Consider the following 19,000-nt stretch of genomic DNA (forward strand, 5'->3'; position numbering starts at 1 on the left):
TTGTGCGCGAGCCATGGCCCCGGCGTGCAATCGCCAATCGCCCACAGGCCATCCGACTTGGTGCGGCCATATTCGTCAATCTGGATAAAGCCCTTGTCCATCTCGGCAAGATCGTCGAGGCCGATATCTTCGGTGTTGGGCACGATGCCAATCGCGGTGATCACGTGGCTGAACTCGGTGGTTTCGGTATTGCCGTCCTTGTCCTTGATCGTCGCCGTCACGCTCTTGTCGCCAACCTTCAGGTCTTCGACCCCTGCCCCGGTCATAATCGCAATGCCTTGCTTGGTCAGGCTCTTTTCAAGGAAGGTCGATACGTCTGCATCTTCCACCGGCACGATCCGGTCGAGCATCTCGACCACGGTCACATCAACGCCAATGTCGTTGTAGAAGCTGGCAAATTCGATCCCGATTGCGCCTGATCCGATCACCAGAAGTTTGGTCGGTTTTTCGGGCGGGGTCATCGCATGGCGATAGGTCCAAACGCGCTTCCCGTCTGCGGGCGCAAAAGGCAGATCGCGTGCACGCGCACCGGTGGCGACGATGATATGCTTGGCGGTGAGTTCTTCCTCGCCCTTATCGCTTGTCACCGTGAGCGAGGTTGGACCCGACAGCCGCCCCTCGCCCATGTGGACGGTGATTTTGTTCTTCTTCATCAAATGGGTGACGCCCTGATTAAGCTGTTTGGCAACGCCGCGCGAACGTTTCACAATCGCTTCCAGATCAGCCTCGATCTCGCCAGCGACTTTGAGACCATAATCGCTTGCATGGTTCATCTGGTGAAAGACTTCCGCGCTGCGCAGCATCGCCTTGGTCGGAATACAGCCCCAGTTGAGGCAGATGCCTCCAAGCAGTTCACGCTCCACAATCGCGGTCTTCAATCCCAATTGCGAGGCACGAATGGCCGCCACATAGCCACCAGGGCCAGAGCCCAGCACAATCACGTCGTAAGCTTTTGACATTGCTTAGTTACCTTCCACTTTTGAGACACTTGAGACACTTGAGACACTGTCCAAGGGCCGAAAACCTGTGGGCCCGACAATGATGTCAATCTCACAGGCTCTTGAGAGAAACGGGCGGGGTATCATCGCCGCACCACTCGCATGTATTCACCTGTGTAGGACAGCGCCCAGGCAGGACCCGAGCAGGACCAATGCGGCCATGAGCCGGAAATGTACGGTTAGCTCAACTGCGATAATGAATGGGTTTGCGAGAGGGATCGCTCTTGGCGCGGCGCATGGGTCCTGTGCGATGGCTTTGCGCGCCGTTTGGGCCGATCAAATCACACCCAGCCCATTTTTCGCAAGCCAGAACCGATTTCACGGCCTATAGGGGCAGCTCGCACGCAAATCAGACTGCTTCGGCACTCAATATGCGAAGAGCGCCTCCCGCCATTCGCGCGAGCAGCTTGCGCCCCATCCTATACCCTCTTCCCATCACAGGCCGACGCAATGAATTTCCCAACCCTTCCCTCCAGCCTTCAGGCTGCTCTTTCCGAACGCGGATATGCGTCAGCCACGCCTGTCCAGGCCGAGGTCATGCAGCCCGAGGCATCCGGCCGCGACCTGCTCGTCTCCGCGCAGACCGGTTCAGGCAAAACAATTGCCTTTGGTCTGGCCATGGCCGAGCAATTGCTTGAACAAAGCGATACCATCGCCTTTTCGGTAAGGCCGCTTGCCCTGATCATCGCGCCTACGCGCGAACTTGCCTTGCAGGTAAGCCGCGAATTGGCCTGGCTTTATGACAAGACCGGTGCGCGGATCGCGACCTGTGTTGGCGGCATGAACCCGCAGGCAGAGCGCAAAGTGCTGAGATCGGGCGCCACCATTGTGGTCGGCACACCGGGCAGGTTGCGTGACCACCTTGAACGCGGCGCACTGGACCTGTCGGAACTGAAAGCTGTCGTGCTCGACGAAGCGGACGAGATGCTCGATATGGGCTTTCGCGAGGAGCTTGAGGAAATCCTCGATGCAACGCCCGATAGCCGCCGCACCCTGCTTTTCTCTGCCACCATGCCCCGCCCTATCGAAGCGCTCGCCAAGCGTTACCAGCGCGGCGCGCTTCGCATTGCCACGATCAGCGAGGGCCGCGGCCATAACGATATTTCCTATCAGGCTGTGACCGTGTCGCCGCCCGAAGTAGAAAACGCAGTCGTCAATCTCCTGCGCTATCATGAAGCGGAAACGGCGATCCTGTTTTGCGCAACACGCGAGAAAGTCCGCCATTTGCACGCAACCTTGCAGGAGCGCGGTTTTGCCGTCGTCGCCCTGTCGGGTGAACATTCGCAATCCGAACGCAATCAGGCGTTGCAAGCGCTGCGGGATCGCCGTGCGCGCGTGTGCGTGGCCACCGATGTTGCCGCGCGTGGAATCGATTTGCCGACGCTCAGCCTTGTCGTCCACGTCGAAATACCGCGCGATGCGGAAACCTTGCAGCACCGTTCGGGGCGCACCGGCCGGGCCGGAAAGAAGGGCACGGCGGTCCTGATCGTTCCGTTCTCACGGCGCAGGCGCGTGGAATCGATGCTTCGCCGTGCAAAGATCAATGCCGATTGGACAGACGCACCAGACCGCAAGGCTATCAAAGCCAAGGACCGGGAACGCCTTCTGGAAAAGCTGCTCGCCCCTGTCGAAGTGGATGAGGGTGACACGGAATTGGCCGAGCGCCTTCTTGCAGAGCGTACACCGAACGAAATCGCCGCTATGCTTGTACAGGCCCACCGCGCATCCCTGCCCGAACCCGAAGACCTCATCGCCAATACGTCAGAGGCACGCCGCGACGCGCAAAAGGAACGGCATCGCGCAGGCTTTGAAGATACGGTCTGGTTTCGCATGGCGCTGGGCCGTCGCCAGAATGCCGATCCCCGCTGGATCCTACCGCTGCTGTGTCGCCGGGGGCATATCACCCGCAATGAAGTTGGTGCGATCCGCATCGGCCCCGATGAGACGTATTTCCAGATCCCTCGCCAAATTGCCGATAAATTTGCAGACGCTGCCGCGCGGACAGTTCCGAGCGACGCAGATGAGGACCCGGTCGTGATCGAAAGGTCGCAAACGGGCCCTCGCGATGCAGCCAAAGGCAACCGCAAGCGACACCGCGGCGACGGCCCTTCCGACGGGCCGCGCGTGAAGGCGAAGCCAAAATCCAGAAAGTTCGACAAATTCGCAAAGGCGAAAGGGAAAGGTGACGGGAACTTCGGCAAACCCCCTAAAGATGCGCGAAAGAAAAAACGCACCTGACCCGGTCATGTGTCCGAAAGTTGGTAGCGGAGGAGGGAACGAGAAGGAGTGCATAAGCCCCTGATAAACAAAGACCCTTTATTTCTCCGTCCCGAAAATACCCCCAGCGATACCCCCAACCACCGGTGGTTGCGGTAACCAGTTCATCCTCCGCGACGAACCGATTCCCTAGTATAAATTGGCCGGCATCTCACCTTCATTACGGCAGGGCTCCTGCCCCTTGATGGACCGTCCACCATGTCAAAACTCGGCAGAAGAACCGATGTTTCCCACGCGCGGATGCCAGACCGCGAGCTAAACAATTTCAGCCAGCGCCGAGCATGCCTGTCTTGGTCCCATGGTGCTTTGAGTGACCTCGCTGAACCACACTGAACACTGAAGTACTGGCCGCGATAGTCGCGAAGCGCACTTCGTGCAGTGGAATTTATCTCGATTGTCGGGTCACCGACTTCGCTAGCGCCTCATGGCTCGCGGAACGCATCACCCCTGTGATGTTCCGTCCCCTCTTCATCGTGCTTATCCATATGCGCGTCTCGCAGGATATCGATGCCGCCGTAAAGAGCGATCCCCGCAACGGCGACACCGACAACAAGATCGGGCCAGTTCGAGCCTGTCAGCATGACAATGATCCCTGCCAGAATAATGCCACCGTTGGCGACGAAGTCGTTAAAGCTGAAGGTTGTTGCAGCGCGTAAGTTGACGTCCTTTTGCTGCAGCTTCTGAAGCAGGCGAAGGCAAACTAGGTTCACCACCGCAGCAACCGCGGCCATGGCCATCATCATGATGCCGCCCGGTTCCGATCCCTCCACAAAACGTCGGATAGCATCGGCGATCACGCCTCCTGCGAGCACGAGAAGAAGAATGCCTGACAAGCGCGCGGCGTTTCTTTTCCATGTGCGTGTTCGTGTAAGCGCGAGGAGGCTCAGGACGTAGACGAGGGCGTCAGAGGAGTTGTCCAGTCCATTGGCGATGAGGGCGTTCGAGTCGGCGAAATAGCCGAAAATAAAGAAGCCTACGGCCAGCGCGACATTGAGCCAGAGAACGACCCATAGCGTTCTTCGCTTGTCTGCGGTTTCAAGATGCAGCTCGCCTTCGCCGCTCATTCCGAACCTCCTAAATCGTACTCCCCAACCTCAGTCTCACACGTGCAAGCCGGTAGCGGTGAGCAATTTTCAATCAATGCCCGCTCTGCCCTTTGGGCGCTTTGAGCGACGTGGCCGGGCAGCGATGGAAAATACGCGCCACACCGCGATAATTGCGCGTGACCAACCGCTCGGAACTGCGCTCTTCGATGGTGAGATGACGAACCCTCATCGGCCGTTCGTGCCCTGCGAATGGCATATGCGCGTGGGTATAGGCGATTGCATCGCCCTCATCCCGCCAGATACGCAGGGCAGCAGGCGCTCCGTCCGGAAGCTGCACTTCTGCGTAATAGCCATCTGCAAAGAATACCCATGCCGGACCGGATTCGCACGACGCCGTTTCCCCTAGGCTCCAGACTCCGGCGAGAGGCGCTGGCGTGACATCGTTTTGTGCCAAGGCCGGACCGACCATCATGCCAGGGCCGGCGAGCGCTACTGCTATCTTGAATTTTCTCATCTTTTTTCACCTTCAATCCAACTTCTCGCCTTGCGTCACGTTTCTTGCAGCGGACGAGACGGCGCTTCGATGGTCTCGCCATCATCCGGAGCGGCTGCTTGCTGCAATGTCTTCCTAAAGATCAGGCTGACAATGGCGGGTAGAACGAACAGCGTCAGCGCGGTTGCGGTAATCAAGCCGCCGATCACCACGGTAGCGAGCGGTCGCTGCACTTCGGCTCCAGTCCCGGTGGCCAGTGCCATGGGGACGAAACCAAGCGACGCGACGAGCGCTGTCATCAGGACCGGGCGAAGACGCGCCAGGGCACCATCGACGATCGCATCGCTCAGCTCCAGCCCCCGCTCCAAACGTTGTTTGATGGCAGTGATCATCACGAGGCCATTGAGCGTGGCCACGCCGGACAAAGCGATGAAGCCCACGGCTGAGGAAATCGAGAACGGCATGCCGCGAAGCGCGAGGAAAAACACACCGCCGGCCAAAGCCAGCGGGATCGCGCTGAACACCGCCAAGGCTGACGTCCAACTCCCCACTGCCGCATAGAGGAGCAAAAGGATCACCGCGAAAGCGAGCGGAACCACGATGAAGAGGCGTTGCTGTGCCTGCTGCAGGTTCTGGTATTGCCCGCCCCATTCGATGAACGAGGCCGACGGCAGATCGACGTTTGCCGCCACTTCCGCCTGGGCCTCGTTGACGAAGGAACCGAGGTCGCGTTCGCGCACATTGGCGGAAACGATTACCAATCTGCGGCCCTGCTCTCGCCGAACTTCCGCGAGACCGTCAACCACCTCGAAGTCTGCAACCGCGCGCAATGGAACGCTGTCTCCATTCGGGAGTGCGATCGGCAAGGTTCCGAGCTGATCGAAATCGTTGCGATCGGCATCGGACAACCGAACCACGATATCGAACCGGCGGTCACCCTCGAACACCAGTCCGGCTTCACGGCCACCAAGCGCCACAGCCACCGACTGCGCCACATCTTCTACCGTCAGTCCGTATCGGCCGATTGTCGCTCGGTCGAACGCGATGTCGAGCGTTGGGAAACCCGAGACCTGCTGAACCTTCACGTCGGCTGCGCCCTCTATACCATTAAGGATCGCCGCAACTTCGTTGGCCGAAGACGTCATGGCGGTGAGATCGTCACCATAAAGTTTCACGGCGACATCACCGCGCACACCGGCGATCAGTTCGTTGAAGCGCAGTTCGATCGGTTGGCTGAATTCGTAGAGATTGCCGACGAGGTCGCCGAGCGCTTCTTCCATCTCGCTAACGAGATCATCCTTGGAAAGCGAGGGGTCTGGCCACTCGTTTCTCGGCTTGAGGATGACATAGGCGTCCGAGATATTCGGCGGCATCGGATCGGTCGCGACTTCGGCCGTCCCGGTCCGGGAGAAGACCAGTTCGACCTGCGGAAACTGCTTGAGACGGCCTTCGACCTGCTTTTGCATATCGAGTGAACGCTCGAGCGGGGTTGAAGGTATACGCAGCGATTGAACCGCCAAATCCCTCTCATCGAGCTGCGGCGTGAACTCACTCCCCAGAAAGGTGAAGACCAGCGCCGCGAGTGCAAATACTCCTACACCCGTCCCGATTACCGGCCACGGGCGAGCGAGCGCCTTGCGTAGCAGGGGCCCATAGCGCTCTTTGGCCAAGCGGATCGGCTTCATTTCCGTCTCGCTCACCTTTTTATTCAGCAAAAGTGCAATCATTGCCGGCACAAAGGTGAGCGAGAGGATGAAGGCCGATGCCAGCGCGAGCATCACGGTGATGGCCATGGGCGAAAAGGTCTTGCCTTCGACCCCGCTGAAGGTGAGCAAGGGGGCGAAGACAAGCAGGATGATCGCTTGCCCATAGACCGTCGGTTTGATCATTTCCTGTGCGGCAAGGCGTGTCTCGACGAGCCGCTCCGACAGGGTTAGCAGACGGCCCTCATGCTCCTGCCTGGCGGCAAGACGGGCGATACTGTTCTCAACGATGATGACGGCGCCATCGACGATCAGCCCGAAATCGAGCGCGCCAAGGCTCATCAGATTGCCCGATACGCCCAGCCGGTTCATGCCAATGGCTGCCATCAGCATAGAAAGCGGGATCACCAGTGCGGCTATGATCGCGGCACGAATATTGCCGAGCAGCAGAAACAGGATCACGATGACCAGCAGCGCACCCTCGGTCAGGTTGTTGCGCACAGTCCTGATCGTCGCGTCCACCAGAGTGGAGCGATTGTAGACGATTTCCACCGTCACTCCTAAGGGCAGCGACCCGCGCACTTCTTCCAGTCGCTCGGCGGCACCGGCGGCGACCGTGCGGCTATTTTCGCCCGCGCGCATCAACACTGTGCCGATGACTGCCTCTTCACCGTTGAGCGAACCTGCGCCTGTTCGCAGATCACCGCCCACTTCAACCGTGGCAATATCGGCCACGCGAATGGGAATGCCCTCGCGTGTCGCGACAACGGCCTGTTTGATATCTTCAACGGTACCCAGCCGTGCATCGACCCGGGCGAGCAAGGCCTCCCCTGCGCGCTCGACGAAGTTCGCACCTTCGGCTTGGTTCGCGGCTTCAAGCGCCGTGATGACCTGCTCGATTGAAACGTCGTAGCCCGCGAGGCGATCTGGATCGGGCTGCACAAGATACTGTTTTACGTAGCCACCAATCGTATCGACGCCCGCAACTCCATCGGCCGATCGCATGAGCGGAGCTACAATCCAGTCCTGAACAGTACGCAGGTATGCCGCTCTCGCCACCTCGGTATCCAGCACCTCACCGTCATCGGTGACGAAGCTTCCATCGGGTTGCCATCCCATCGGTCCGCCGCTCGGCGTATCGTTGCCGTAGGCCCCATCGAACTCGACGGTGTACATCAGGACTTCACCGAGCCCGGTGGAGATTGGCCCCATCGAAGGTTCGGCACCCTCAGGCAGCGAGGCGGCAAGTGTAGCAAGCCTTTCTTCCACCTGCGTCCGCGCGAAATAGAGGTCGGTGCCCTCCTCGAAAATCGCGGTTACCTGGCTGAACCCGTTGCGAGAGATCGAGCGGGTCATCTCCAGCCCTTCGATACCCGCCATGCCGGTTTCGACCGGGAAGGTAACCTGCGTTTCGATTTGCGAGGGAGAGAGTGCCGGAGCCTCGGTGTTGATCTGCACTTGCACATTGGTGATGTCGGGCACCGCATCGATCGGCAGACGCGCGAGGTTGAATGCACCCCAGATCGCGACGCCGAGAGCGATAACCACAACTGCCCAACGGTAGCGAACCGACAGATCGAGGATAGAACCGATCATTCCTGATCGGTGCTGCTGGTCGGGCGCGAGCGGAGAAGGACTATCAATGGCCATGCTCGGCTTCCTCCTTTCCGAGTTCGGCCTTCAAGAGGAATGCGTTCCGAGTGGCGATCCTCTGACCCTCTCGCAGGCCCGACCTTATCTGGATACGCCCCGCTGACCTTGCCCCGGTCGTCACCGGCATTGCCTGGAATCCGCTTGCCATGCGAACGAAGACGACCTGGCGGCCTTCGACCATCTGCACAGCCTCTTCCGGAACGGAAATCGCGGCAACATCGGCCTCATCCGACGGTCGGATCCGGGCTTGCAAGAACGCGCCCGGACGCAGTTCCGGCACCCCTCCCCGCAGCGCAATGATAGCGGTAGCGCTGCGGCTCTCCGGATCGAGTGCGGGTGTTACCGAACGCACGCGCCCTCCGATCTCGCGGCCCTGCCCCAATTCGAGCGTGGCCTCATCGCCAGGACTGATCCTTGCCGCATCATTGGCGGGTAGCGCCACTTGCACCTGCAACCCACTGGCATTGACGACCTGAAACAGCTCATCGCCAGCAGAGACATAGGCTCCGAGCACGATTTGGGCGCTTGTGACCTGGCCGGAAATCGGACTGGTCACGGCAAGCGAGCGTCCGTTGCCACCAACGCCTGCGGCGGCGGCAGCCGCCTGCGCCCGCGACAATTCTGCTCGCGCGACCTGGAGGTTGGCCTGCGCAGCTTCGAGATCCTGCCGCGCCGTCACATTCGCTTCGAACAGCCGGCGCTCACGGTCATAGAGCGCTGACAATTCACCCACGCGCGCTCGTGCTGCCGCGACTTGCGATGCAAGAGCGGCGGCATCGGCACTCTCGATACTCGCGATCGTCTCGCCCTTACGGACATAGTCGCCAAGCGTCTTGTTGACGCTGCGAACAACTCCGGATGCACGCGCGTCGATCCGCGCGCTCGCGTTCGGAGCGGCGGCAACGGTCGCCGGGAACACCAACTCGGTGGCGGAGCCTGCCTCGACCGTCTCGATATCGATCGACGAGGCTTCGATCTGCTGGTCGCTGATCGGCACGATCCCTTCTGGGGCATCGGCAACCTCGCTGTGCTCGTCTTCGGAATGGTCCTCGGAATCATTAGGCCAGAAGGCCCAAATGGCGGCAGTCGCGAGAAGAACGACCGCGACGGCTATGAGAATGTTACGTTTCATGGGAATGGACCTCACTCTGCAGTGAGCCAGATGAGGCGGGCGGCAAGTACGCCTCGCGTCTCTTCTGCCTGTATCAAGTTTTCACGGATGGCATCCCGCGCTTCGGCGGCGGCCAGAACTTCGATCAGTGGAAACCGCCCATTGCGGTATCCAATCTCGACCAGTCGAAGCGCTTCCTCGGCTTGCGGAAGGCTCGCGCGTGACAAGGTTTCAACCCTTGTCTCGGCAGAACGATAAAGCGTCAGGGTGCGCTCGAATTCCAGTCGATAATCGGCTTCGACAATCGCTTCCTGTGCCTGCGCAGCACGCGCCTGCGCTTCGGCGGCAGCGATATTGCCTTGATTGCGGTTGCCGAAAGGAAGCGGGATCGTAACGCCGACAATAAAGGCCTGGTCGTTGCTGCCTTCGAAGCGCCGCACTCCTGCCATGACACTCGGGTCCGGCACACGAAGCGATCGTTCGCGAGCGATCTCAGCCTGCGCGAGTTCGGTGCGAGCACCGGCCAACCGCAACGGCAGCGGATCAGATGCATCATTCGGAGCGACGGGTGGGCTAATGTCAGGGAAAGAAGACGCGACACGCCAGGGTTCTTCTGTGGGCACCCACAGCGCAGTGAGGGCCTGGCTCGAAGCAATCTCGTCAGCTTCGGCAGCCTGCAATTGCGCTTCCGCTTCGGCAAGCGATGCCTGGGCTCGCATGGCCCGTAAAGGAGGCTCTCGCCCGACCTCGACCAGCACGGTTGCGATACGCGCAAGTTCGCGATTGCGCTCGACGATTTCACGCGCGAGTTCGACGCGTTGTCCAGCGGCGACTGCCGCAATGTAGCGCTCTCTCACGGCCAGCGCGAGTTCAGCGGTCGACATATCCCGGCGAACCCCAGCAATCCTCGCCGATGCTTCCGCGCTTCCGATGCGCGCGCGGCGCTTCCCGCCAAGCTCGATCTGCTGTGCGAAGCCCAGCGTATACTCGCTGGACTGGAGACCGGAAAACGCTCCGGTTCCCGCGACATTCTCCGCCTCGAAGCTCAGCTCCGGATTGGGTCGCAGCCGCGCCTGCGTGATGGCTGCGCGCGCTGCTTCTTCCTCCGCTAAAGGCCCGTAGACCCTCGGATTGACAGAGGCTGCGTCTTCCGCGCCTGTACCAACGCCAGCGCGTTCAAGCGCTTCGTCGAGCGTAATCGTGTTTTGTGCCCATGTTTGCGAGCCGATGGACGCGGCCATAAGTGCCGCGGCCAGTGCAATGCACCGCATTTCGTATCTCCTGACTGAAACCTGGCGAGCGAGATTGCGCTCGCCACAAAAAAGGTCTCGGTCAGGCCTTCGGGGGCTGTTTGGGTACGGACGGCATGCGCGACGCCAGGGATGCTACACGCAGCGGTCGCTTCAACGTTTCTCGATGCCAGAAAGCGTTTGATACGAGGTTGCCAACTTCGCTCAAATTGAAACTGCAATTGTGATGGTGGCCACCCGCGTGGTCCTGCCGGGTCTGATCATCATCAGGGACGTCGGCATCGAAGTGCTCTGCGCCATGCGCGTAGACATGGTCGGCGGCGTGCGCAAACGTCTCTCCCTGTTCGGCATGCACATCGGGCACCATCAGCAGATTGCTGAAAAGGAGCGCGACAAACGCAAGAAAAGGCAAGATAAGACGTCGCATTACGGCGCCGCTACTAGGGTTTCGGCGCGCATGGTGCAAGAAACTATTCTGGCAAGGTTGTTTGGGAGTTTGCTCATGTCGTTATCGCCTATGGACCTGGTCAGGTAGCGAGAATATTTCTGCAAGGTCATCCGGGTACGGCATCGGCGTGAAGGCATTAACGTTGGACCGTCCCGTGTTACCCCAAGGCAGCCTGCCCGTAATATTGCCGAGCGGCGCCAGAACCAGTCGCACGAACTGTCCGAGAGCTTCGCCGATCTCCCCTTGTGTGAGAGCAAACCTGAGCATCGCAATATGCGATCGGATATGCTGCCAGAAAAATGCCTGACCGAGGATGTGCTCGCGCTCAAGTGCCCTCCACGCCGCGTCACAATTGCCTACCTGTTTTGCCTTTTCGAAAGCGGCTCTTTCGATTTCGATCAACGAGAGGATCTGTTCCTTTGCCATGATGGTCATCGGCTTTCCCCTCTTTCTAGATGAAGGCGCTCAGACCTAAGCTCAGACATCGCCTGCCGCGCGATGGCGATGGACGACCGGAGGAACAAGCCTGCCAGCATGATTGCCACGAGCAAATCCGGCAAAGCACTCGCGGTCGCGGCGACAAGAAGGCCCGCGACGATCACGGCGACATTGCCAATCGCGTCATTACGCGAACACAGCCAGACCGAGCGGACATTGCTGTCGCCGTCGCGCCATTTGAGCAGGATGATGACGCTTGCAACATTCGCGCCGAGCGCGAGCAGTGCGACCAAGCTCATGGTCTGCGCTTCGGGCGGCACGCCTTCTGCAAACCGCAACGCTGTCATTCCAAGAACTGTGATGGCGATAAGCGCGAGCGAGCCGCTTTTGATCAAGGAGGCCATAGCTCTGGTTCGAATGGATGCGCCGATCACAGCCAGGCTAAGGCCATAAGTCGCGGCGTCCCCAGCGAAGTCGAGGGCATCGGCTTTCAGAGCTTGCGAGCCGGAGGCCATACCGGCCCACATCTCGATAACGAACATGGTCGCATTGATCGCGATCACTATGATCAAGGCCCGCTTGTAGGCCGGTGACAGCCCATCGAACACTTTCTCTTCGCAGCAGCCTGACATTGTTCTTTCTTCCCGAGTCGTAATGACAGGCAGCTTGATACAAGCTACAGTGACTGTAGCTTCAAGCGAGAAATGGTAAGTCTATGAAATCTATATCAATTGGGGAGCTTTCGAAGCGATCCGGCGTGAAGATCACGACGGTACGCTACTACGAGCGCGTGGGACTAATGACGAAACCCGAGCGCAGCGCCGGCGGGCAGAGAATGTACCGCGAAGATGATGTAAAGCGCATCAGCTTCATTAAGCATTCTCGCCATTTGGGCTTTTCTCTGGATGCCATTCGCGAGATGCTACAGCTTCAAACCACCCCAGCGATGGATTGTTCTACGGCGAACGAGATCGCTGAAACGCAGCTTGCGCTTGTCCGACAGCGCATCGCGCAACTCACATCTCTCGAAAAAGAGCTGGAGCGTATCGCCAAAGCTTGCGGCGGTGGGGCCGCAGCGGATTGCAAGGTTATCGAAGCTCTCGGCGATCACAGCCAATGTGACACCGAGCGGCACGAGAAGGTCGAGGGGCTCTGAGCGCTCGGCAGATCCGACACGTTCGGCATAAAACGCGATCTCCCAAACCATTGTTCGTCTATTATCTAAAGAAAGACAGGCTCGGGCAGCACCGAAGTAGCCAATCCGATCAACTTGTAGTTGACGGTTAACGGCCCTCGGGACACGCTAATGGGCGATGGGACGAACGACTTGGCTTTTCCTGATTCTCGGCTCCCTGATTTCGTTTGTCTGGGAAAGCTACCAGATGCCGTTCTTTGAATCAGGTAGTTTGACTTCCTACCAACAGACGATCCGTTGTGGGATTGCCAGCCTGGGCGATGGGGTCATCCTGTTGGCAGCTCATCGCCTAGCCGTTTTCATTGGCGGAGCTGATTGGTGGGCCAGCTCGCGCAAATCTGCATATTTTACCTATTTCGGCTTCGGTCTCGCCGTTGCGGTGTTGGTAGAACTGATCGCCACATCGTTACCGCCCGATAGTGTCTTCGCGTGGCGATATAGCCGATTGATGCCGATCGACCCTGTTTTAGGCTTGGCGCTCGTACCGATAGCCATGTGGGTGATTGTTCCCGGAGTGACCCTGGTTCTGGTGCGTTTTACCACAGCCAGGACCGTCTGAGCCACCATTCGAGCGCCGCAGGTTTGTCGGCTACCTCTTTCTAACCCGCAGCCTTGGCATTCGGTTTGCAAGGAGAACAAAGCCCGACAGGGCCATGACCGTGCCGCCTATACCAAACAGGAGCAGCCACCAGCTGTTGATGCGGTCACGCTGGGTCCAATCCATGATGTGCAAGCCCCAGATGAAATCGAACAGGCGCCAGGTATCGCTGCGTGCCGCCCCGACTGTACCACTCGAAGCATCGACATAGATGCGTGTGGAAGCCTCGTCCCCGTATGTGACCTGCCAAGCCGGAAAAGGTCCGCGAAATTCTGTCCCCACTGGCTCGTCAACAAGTCGCGCGGACTCGATCGTCGTTCGAGGTCCAGTCCAGGCGCGCAGGGCAACCGATTTCGCTGTCTCAGCCGAGATTGGCGAGAGTTTTCGCCCGGTCGCCGGATCGTGCAGGCTAACGCTTCCGTCGATCAGTTGGATCTCTGTTACCGCTTCGCCATCGAGCGAACGCATCGTCACAGCAGCAAGGTTGCCCTTGTTTGCGACCCAGGCAGGGAGCGGGGCGTCGGCAGACAGCGCTTGTGGTTCACGCGAAACGACGTGCTCGGAGCGAACCTCCTTGATATCGAGAAACGACATCAAGGCACCGGTTCCCATCCACAATAGAACCTGAAGACCGACCAAAATCGCCAGCCACTTGTGAATCTTGCTGCCCAGCACATGCAGGCGCAGCTTTACCGAACGCGTCACCAAGCTTCGCTACCCTCCCAGCTTTTACTTTCAGTTCCGCGGTGCTCGCGATGACGAATGGTACTGCACAATTTTCCAGCCCGAAGCATCGTGCGAGAGTACCGATGTCGCAACACCATCACGATCGAATACGCGCCCATCCTCCAGCTCGATCCGATACCCGTAAGTTTCATAGCCATAAGCCATATGCCCCATACGCGTCACGGTCAGCGTCGGATCGGAAAAGGTGAAGCTCTTGATCGCATGAAGCTCGGGGCCGAGATGATGCTCCATATAGTTTGCGAAGCTACCCTCTGCCTTGCCGTTTTCGAAAATTGCGGACGATTCCGCGAAGAGCGCGGACATCGCGTCGGCATCGCGTGCTTCCAGGGCAGTGCGATAGGCCTTCAGCACATCTTCCGCTCCCGCAACATCGTCGACAGAAGCGTCCATGGCTTGCATCGGGTGGCCTGCATGGGATGAATGATCCATCTGCTGCGCCGATGCAGCCGTTGGCATCAGCGCAAGTGCGAGCGCGGTCGATACGATCCGTGTGACAGCCTTGTTCATTTTTCTTGTATTCCTTCTCTATACATTCAGAACCAGAACCTTACGCCGACGACATAATTGGTGACGCTTGGATCCTCTCCGACGGCCCGCGCAAAATCCTCGCTGCCGCCGATGCGCCATTCCTGCGAAACGCCGACATAGGGTGCGAACTCACGTGCGAACTCGTATCGCAGACGCAGGCCCGCCTCGATCCGGTCGAGACCGGCACCGATGCCCAGCTCCGAAATGTCCTGCGCAGAAAGCGCGAGTTCGGCTCTCGGTTGGAGGATCAGTCGCTGCGTGATGCGCTGGTCGAGTTCAGCCTCGATCCGTGCGATCACATCGCCTTTGGTGGAGACGAAAACTGCGGCATCGACTTCGAACTGGTAAGGCGCGAGCCCTTGGATACCGATCACTGCATGGGTGCGCTCGGGGCCAGTCAGATCCTGGCGGACACCGGCTTGAAAATCGAAGAAGGGTGCAATGGCGCGGCTCCAGAGCGCCTGGACCTCGGCACCCTCGATGGACTCCCCGAAGCTGCCCTCGCCTTCCGACTTGAACCAGAACTTGTCGATATCGCCGCCATAATAGCCCTGAACATCCCAAAGATAACCGTCGCCCCCTTCGCGGGCGCGGAATTCTAGCCGGTCGCCCTGGAACCAGAATTGGATGCCACCATCGGTCTCGCGGATGAGTTCGCGCCGCGCTTCGTCCATGGCGTCCTCGCCCCAGATAGAAGCTGCCGCACGCGCGGGGCCGCTACCTGCCTCGGGAGGAGGCGGCAGCAACCGGATATCATCGTCCGAGCCCATCTGCATCGCCGAGTGGTCCATGCCCTGCATGTCCTGCGTGCCCGTCTGCCCATGGTTCATCTGGCTATGATCCATCTGCCCGTGATCCATCGACGAGCTGTCGGCGTCCGCCTGCGGCATCGAGCCGTGATCCATTTCCGCGTGGCCCGCGGAGGACGAACTTGGACCGGCAGCATCCATCGGCATCGTCATGCTCGACTGATCATCCTGAGCGGTCATCGAACCATGATCCATGGTAGAATGATCTATGCTAGGGTGGTCCGTGGCAGCTTCAGGCTGGGCAGCGGGTCCGCATCCATCTTCGGCTACCTGATGCCCCATCGCGCGATGGGGCTCGGCTTCTTGCTCGCACTTTGTCTTGGCAGCGGCCTGCGGCCCGGCACCCTTCTGCTGCGCCATTGCTGAATGATTGTGATCCTGCGCCGCGGCGGGCACCGCAACAACTGAAACGGCCGCAACCGAGGCGAGCGAGCTAAAGACAGGAGTCTTCATGCTGTGCTCCCATCTGGGTTGGCAACGGTAACGATTTGAAACATACCGGCATGCATGTGGTAGAGTAGGTGACAGTGGAAAGCCCAGTCGCCCGTCTCGTCCGCCGTCAGGTCGAACTGCGCGCTGCCGCCCGGCTGCACGACAACCGTGTGTTTGAGCGGTTGGCGGTCTCCAGGCGCGCCATTGACCAATTCGAAAAAATGGCCGTGGAGGTGGATGGGGTGCGCCATCATCGTATCGTTGATTAGCTTCACGCGCACGCGCTCGTTATAGGCAAAGCGGATCGGTTCGTCGGAGACGGCGGAGAACTTCTTGCCGTCGAACGACCACATGTAGCGCTCCATGTTGCCGGTGAGGTGTATTTCCATCCGCCGTGAAGGAGTTCGCGGATCCTTGTTCGGCACCAGTGCGCGAAGCTTGCGGTAGTCGAGCGTTCGATGGGGAACATCGGCAAGACCGATGCCGGGATCGCCCATTCGGTCGACCGGATTCATCGACACCATGTCGAGACCCGGCCCCACCTTCACATCGGGCGGCAAGCGCGAGGTATCGCGCATTTTCATGCCCGACATGCCGGCCATGCCAACCATTTCGGTATCGCCGGAGGAACCGTGATCCATCCCCGCCATGTCGCCGCCATTGCCGTGGTCCATTCCCGACATGCCGGCATCGCCGCCCGAGCCGTGATCCATACCGCTCATTCCCATGTCTGCCATGGTCAAGAGCGGCGGATCGCGCAGGGGCGGAATTGCGGCGCGCGCACCGGGTGCGCTCGCAAGCGTGGCGATCCCCATGCCCGAGCGGTCCATGGATTCCGCCACCAGTGTGTAAGCTTGTTGTTCGCCCGGCGTAACGACGACATCATATGTCTCGGCAACGCCAATCTGGAACTCGTCGACCTCGACCGGTTCGACATCCTTCCCGTCCGCCTGCACGACAGTCATCGGCAGGCCGGGAATACGGATGTTGAAGAAGGTCATGGCGCCGGCATTGATGAAGCGCAGCCGCACGCGTTCGCCAGGCCGGAAAAGGTATTCCAGATTGTCGAGCGGGCCATGACCGTTGAGAAGGTAGGTGTAAGCCGCGCTCGACACGTCGAGGATGTCGGTCGGCATCATGCGCATTTTCGCCCACATCCGGCGATCCTCACCCGAAAGCGGGTAGTCGTCGGTCCAGGTGTTCTGATTGTAGTTGAAGTAGCCTTCGCCCTTCTTCAGTTTGTCGAAAATCGTGTGCGGGGACATGGCGCTGAACTCGCTCAGAACCACGATATATTCGCGGTCAGCCTGAACCGGATCGGGCCCTTCCGGATCGACCACGATCGCGCCGTAGTGTCCGGCCTGTTCCTGCAGGCCGCTATGCGAGTGCCACCAATAGGTGCCCGCCTGACGAACCGGGAATTCTGCGGTGAAGGTTTCTCCCGGCTTGACGCCGGGGAAGCTCACGCCCGGCACGCCATCTAGCTGAAACGGCACGAGCAGGCCATGCCAGTGGATCGAGGTATCTTCCTGGAGTTGGTTGTGCACATTGAGCCGGACTGTCGTACCTTCCTGCAAGCGCAACAGCGGGCCGGGGATAGTGCCGTTGACGGCAATGGCACCGCCGCGCCTGTTACCCGTCGCGAAGGCCGACCGCGCAACGGTGAGGTCGATATTCGGCCCGGACACTTCGTCCAGCCCTTTGCGGGCATTTCCCGCCGAGATATCCGCGCCGCGCGCCCAAGCGGGCATGGCGCCGCTGAGACCAAGCAAGCCCAAGCCGCCAGCGCTTGTGCCGAGGAATTTTCTGCGATTTACGATTGTCATCCTAAAAAGGCTCCTGAGGGGTTTCCTTCCGTTACGAACGGAAGGACCTAATCCCTCAGAACTTCTCGAATTTTTCGCGCAGGCGCTGCCTTGCCCGGTAGACGCGGGTCTCGATCGCTTTCTCGCTCACGCCTAGCAGACTTGCCGCTTCTGCCTGGCTGCGCCCATCGATACTCACCAGCACAAGGGCTTCGCGCAGCCGGACCGGGAGCCGTTCGATTTCGGCTCTAAGCAAGCTCAGTTCCTGACGGGCCGCCGCGCGGTTTTCCGGATCGGGACTTTCATCCGCGACGAGAGCTGCATCGTCTGCCGACACCAGTCCAAAGTAACGTTTCGCTTTTCTGGTTCTGAGCCGGTCGCGGCACTTATTGAGGACCACCGTAGTCAGATAGGGGCCGACTGGTCTTTCAGGGTCGAGGCGATGCCTCGCGACCCAAACCGATGCCAGGCCGTCCTGGACAGCGTCTTCGCCCTGTGGTTGGCTTCCAAGCATACGCGTCGCGAGGGTCAGCAGTCGGCCAATATGTGGCTCAACCAGCGCAGTGAACGCGGCTCTGCTTCCCTCGACAGACTGCCGGACCAACTCCTGCTCGTGGTCGCTTCCGTGCGAAGACACGGTCGATCAGTCGCGCGGAGCGTTGGTCAGAGCATCGGAGACCTGACGGTCGAACAAAAGCTTTTGGTCCGGGTCGAGCAGTTCGCGCATATCGAAGACATGGCGCACGGTCGCTTTCTGGAGTGCGCCCATCTTCTCGTGGACGTCATCGATCGCGGCGCTCACTTCGGGGCCGTATTCGTGTTCGGCCTCCATTGCCCTTGCGAGCCGGGCATTGGCCGCGCGCAGCGAGGCTTCCAGTTCTGATTTTTCTACGGCATAGCGGCTTTCCAAGGCTTCAAGCCGTGAGTTTTGCTCGGGGCTAAGCTCTAGTTCATCATGAACGAACTGGTGCAATCCGCCGCTTGGTTCCCCGTCGCGCCAATAATCCGATGCAAAGGCACCGAGGCAACCAGCGAGCGCTGCAAGCAGGATGGCGAAGAGTATATGCTGCGTCTTCAATTCTAGCGCCCGCCTTCCAGAAGGGCTGCCGGAGACAGCCTTTCGCCGGAATCAAAACTGGCGACAGCAAGCTTTGCCGAAGCATCGAGGTTGCGCGGGACCTCACTCGCTCCGAACCCTGCGCCCAGACCGACGACGAACAATCCGGAGAAAAGCGCTGCGCGCCGGCGCCTCTCAGCGATTACGCCCAACTCTCCAGCCCGGTGCCACACCCCATCCATGAGCTGATGGGGGTCGCTCGAACCGGTTTGCTGAGCCAGCGATGCCAGCGCGGCATCGAAAGAAGGGTGCTTGGTCATGTTATACTCTTTGTAGCGATACACACAGCTATACGCTGAACTTCGCGCAAGCCCTTAAAGAAATTTGAGGGCTAGGCTCAGCGACTGCGTAT

19 protein-coding genes are annotated in these 19,000 nt (G+C 59.6%); 4 read left to right on the plus strand and 15 right to left on the minus strand.

All coding sequences use genetic code 11. The features are described from left to right. Positions 1–959 (minus strand): FAD-dependent oxidoreductase (locus MWU38_RS09235; RefSeq protein WP_247271576.1); only part of this gene is annotated, 959 nt, incomplete at its 3' end. A gap of 489 nt (positions 960–1,448) precedes the next feature. Here MWU38_RS09235 and MWU38_RS09240 point away from each other — a divergent pair. Next, on the plus strand, positions 1,449–3,236 hold the full coding sequence (locus MWU38_RS09240) for a DEAD/DEAH box helicase (RefSeq protein ID WP_247271577.1): 1,788 nt from the start codon (positions 1,449–1,451) through the stop codon (positions 3,234–3,236). 461 nt (positions 3,237–3,697) lie between these two features. Here the strand turns inward: MWU38_RS09240 and MWU38_RS09245 are convergent, their stop codons facing one another. The 5 genes from MWU38_RS09245 to MWU38_RS09265 all read right to left on the minus strand — a co-directional run bounded on the left by MWU38_RS09245 (position 3,698) and on the right by MWU38_RS09265 (position 10,552). Beyond that, positions 3,698–4,339, minus strand: coding sequence for a cation diffusion facilitator family transporter (locus tag MWU38_RS09245; protein WP_051699725.1), 642 nt, complete (start codon positions 4,337–4,339; stop codon positions 3,698–3,700). Positions 4,340–4,412: 73 nt separating this feature from the next. Beyond that, on the minus strand, positions 4,413–4,835 hold the full coding sequence (locus tag MWU38_RS09250; RefSeq protein ID WP_247271578.1) for a hypothetical protein: 423 nt from the start codon (positions 4,833–4,835) through the stop codon (positions 4,413–4,415). A 35-nt stretch (positions 4,836–4,870) separates the two neighbouring features. Beyond that, entirely contained in the window at positions 4,871–8,113 is a 3,243-nt protein-coding gene (locus tag MWU38_RS09255) for a CusA/CzcA family heavy metal efflux RND transporter (protein WP_051699723.1), read from the minus strand. 43 nt (positions 8,114–8,156) lie between these two features. Beyond that, positions 8,157–9,302, minus strand: coding sequence for an efflux RND transporter periplasmic adaptor subunit (locus MWU38_RS09260; protein WP_034953556.1), 1,146 nt, complete (start codon positions 9,300–9,302; stop codon positions 8,157–8,159). 11 nt (positions 9,303–9,313) lie between these two features. Next, complete coding sequence (locus MWU38_RS09265) at positions 9,314–10,552, minus strand: TolC family protein (protein WP_034953555.1); 1,239 nt, start codon at positions 10,550–10,552, stop codon at positions 9,314–9,316. A 205-nt stretch (positions 10,553–10,757) separates the two neighbouring features. Here MWU38_RS09265 and MWU38_RS09270 point away from each other — a divergent pair, with 205 nt between their 5' ends. Beyond that, positions 10,758–11,066, plus strand: a complete 309-nt coding sequence (locus MWU38_RS09270) for a hypothetical protein (RefSeq protein ID WP_034953554.1) — start codon at positions 10,758–10,760, stop codon at positions 11,064–11,066. On the opposite strand, the gene MWU38_RS09275 is transcribed toward MWU38_RS09270, so the two are convergent. Next, positions 11,040–11,414, minus strand: a complete 375-nt coding sequence (locus MWU38_RS09275) for a DUF3703 domain-containing protein (RefSeq protein ID WP_234715557.1) — start codon at positions 11,412–11,414, stop codon at positions 11,040–11,042. The genes MWU38_RS09270 and MWU38_RS09275 overlap by 27 nt on opposite strands. After that, positions 11,411–12,049: a cation transporter gene (locus MWU38_RS09280; protein ID WP_034953552.1), complete on the minus strand. Its 639-nt coding sequence runs from the start codon at positions 12,047–12,049 to the stop codon at positions 11,411–11,413. The genes MWU38_RS09275 and MWU38_RS09280 overlap by 4 nt, the downstream gene beginning before the upstream one ends. Positions 12,050–12,132: 83 nt before the next feature. On the opposite strand from MWU38_RS09280, the gene MWU38_RS09285 reads away from it, so the two are divergent. Then, on the plus strand, positions 12,133–12,573 hold the full coding sequence (locus tag MWU38_RS09285) for a helix-turn-helix domain-containing protein (RefSeq protein WP_034953551.1): 441 nt from the start codon (positions 12,133–12,135) through the stop codon (positions 12,571–12,573). Between the two features lie 157 nt (positions 12,574–12,730). Beyond that, on the plus strand, positions 12,731–13,171 hold the full coding sequence (locus MWU38_RS09290) for a hypothetical protein (protein ID WP_034953550.1): 441 nt from the start codon (positions 12,731–12,733) through the stop codon (positions 13,169–13,171). 30 nt (positions 13,172–13,201) lie between these two features. Here MWU38_RS09290 and MWU38_RS09295 read toward each other — a convergent pair whose 3' ends face one another. From MWU38_RS09295 to MWU38_RS09325, 7 genes are read right to left on the minus strand one after another with little or no spacing between them, the layout of a single operon-like run. Beyond that, positions 13,202–13,915 (minus strand): PepSY domain-containing protein, encoded by a 714-nt coding sequence (locus MWU38_RS09295; RefSeq protein ID WP_247271579.1) that lies wholly within the window; start codon positions 13,913–13,915, stop codon positions 13,202–13,204. A 30-nt stretch (positions 13,916–13,945) separates the two neighbouring features. Continuing rightward, positions 13,946–14,464: a nuclear transport factor 2 family protein gene (locus tag MWU38_RS09300; protein ID WP_247271580.1), complete on the minus strand. Its 519-nt coding sequence runs from the start codon at positions 14,462–14,464 to the stop codon at positions 13,946–13,948. A 26-nt stretch (positions 14,465–14,490) separates the two neighbouring features. After that, positions 14,491–15,747, minus strand: coding sequence for a copper resistance protein B (locus MWU38_RS09305; RefSeq protein ID WP_221571792.1), 1,257 nt, complete (start codon positions 15,745–15,747; stop codon positions 14,491–14,493). After that, positions 15,744–17,552, minus strand: a complete 1,809-nt coding sequence (locus MWU38_RS09310) for a copper resistance system multicopper oxidase (protein ID WP_034953547.1) — start codon at positions 17,550–17,552, stop codon at positions 15,744–15,746. Before MWU38_RS09310 ends, MWU38_RS09305 begins: the two co-directional genes overlap by 4 nt. A 55-nt stretch (positions 17,553–17,607) precedes the next feature. Further along, positions 17,608–18,168 (minus strand): RNA polymerase sigma factor, encoded by a 561-nt coding sequence (locus MWU38_RS09315; RefSeq protein WP_034953546.1) that lies wholly within the window; start codon positions 18,166–18,168, stop codon positions 17,608–17,610. Between the two features lie 6 nt (positions 18,169–18,174). Continuing rightward, positions 18,175–18,609, minus strand: a complete 435-nt coding sequence (locus MWU38_RS09320) for a periplasmic heavy metal sensor (protein WP_034953545.1) — start codon at positions 18,607–18,609, stop codon at positions 18,175–18,177. Positions 18,610–18,611: 2 nt separating this feature from the next. Beyond that, positions 18,612–18,908, minus strand: coding sequence for a hypothetical protein (locus MWU38_RS09325; protein WP_034953544.1), 297 nt, complete (start codon positions 18,906–18,908; stop codon positions 18,612–18,614). Positions 18,909–19,000: the final 92 nt, after the last annotated feature.

This window comes from Qipengyuania sp. S6317L1, from assembly GCF_023015615.1.
GTDB lineage: Bacteria > Pseudomonadota > Alphaproteobacteria > Sphingomonadales > Sphingomonadaceae > Erythrobacter.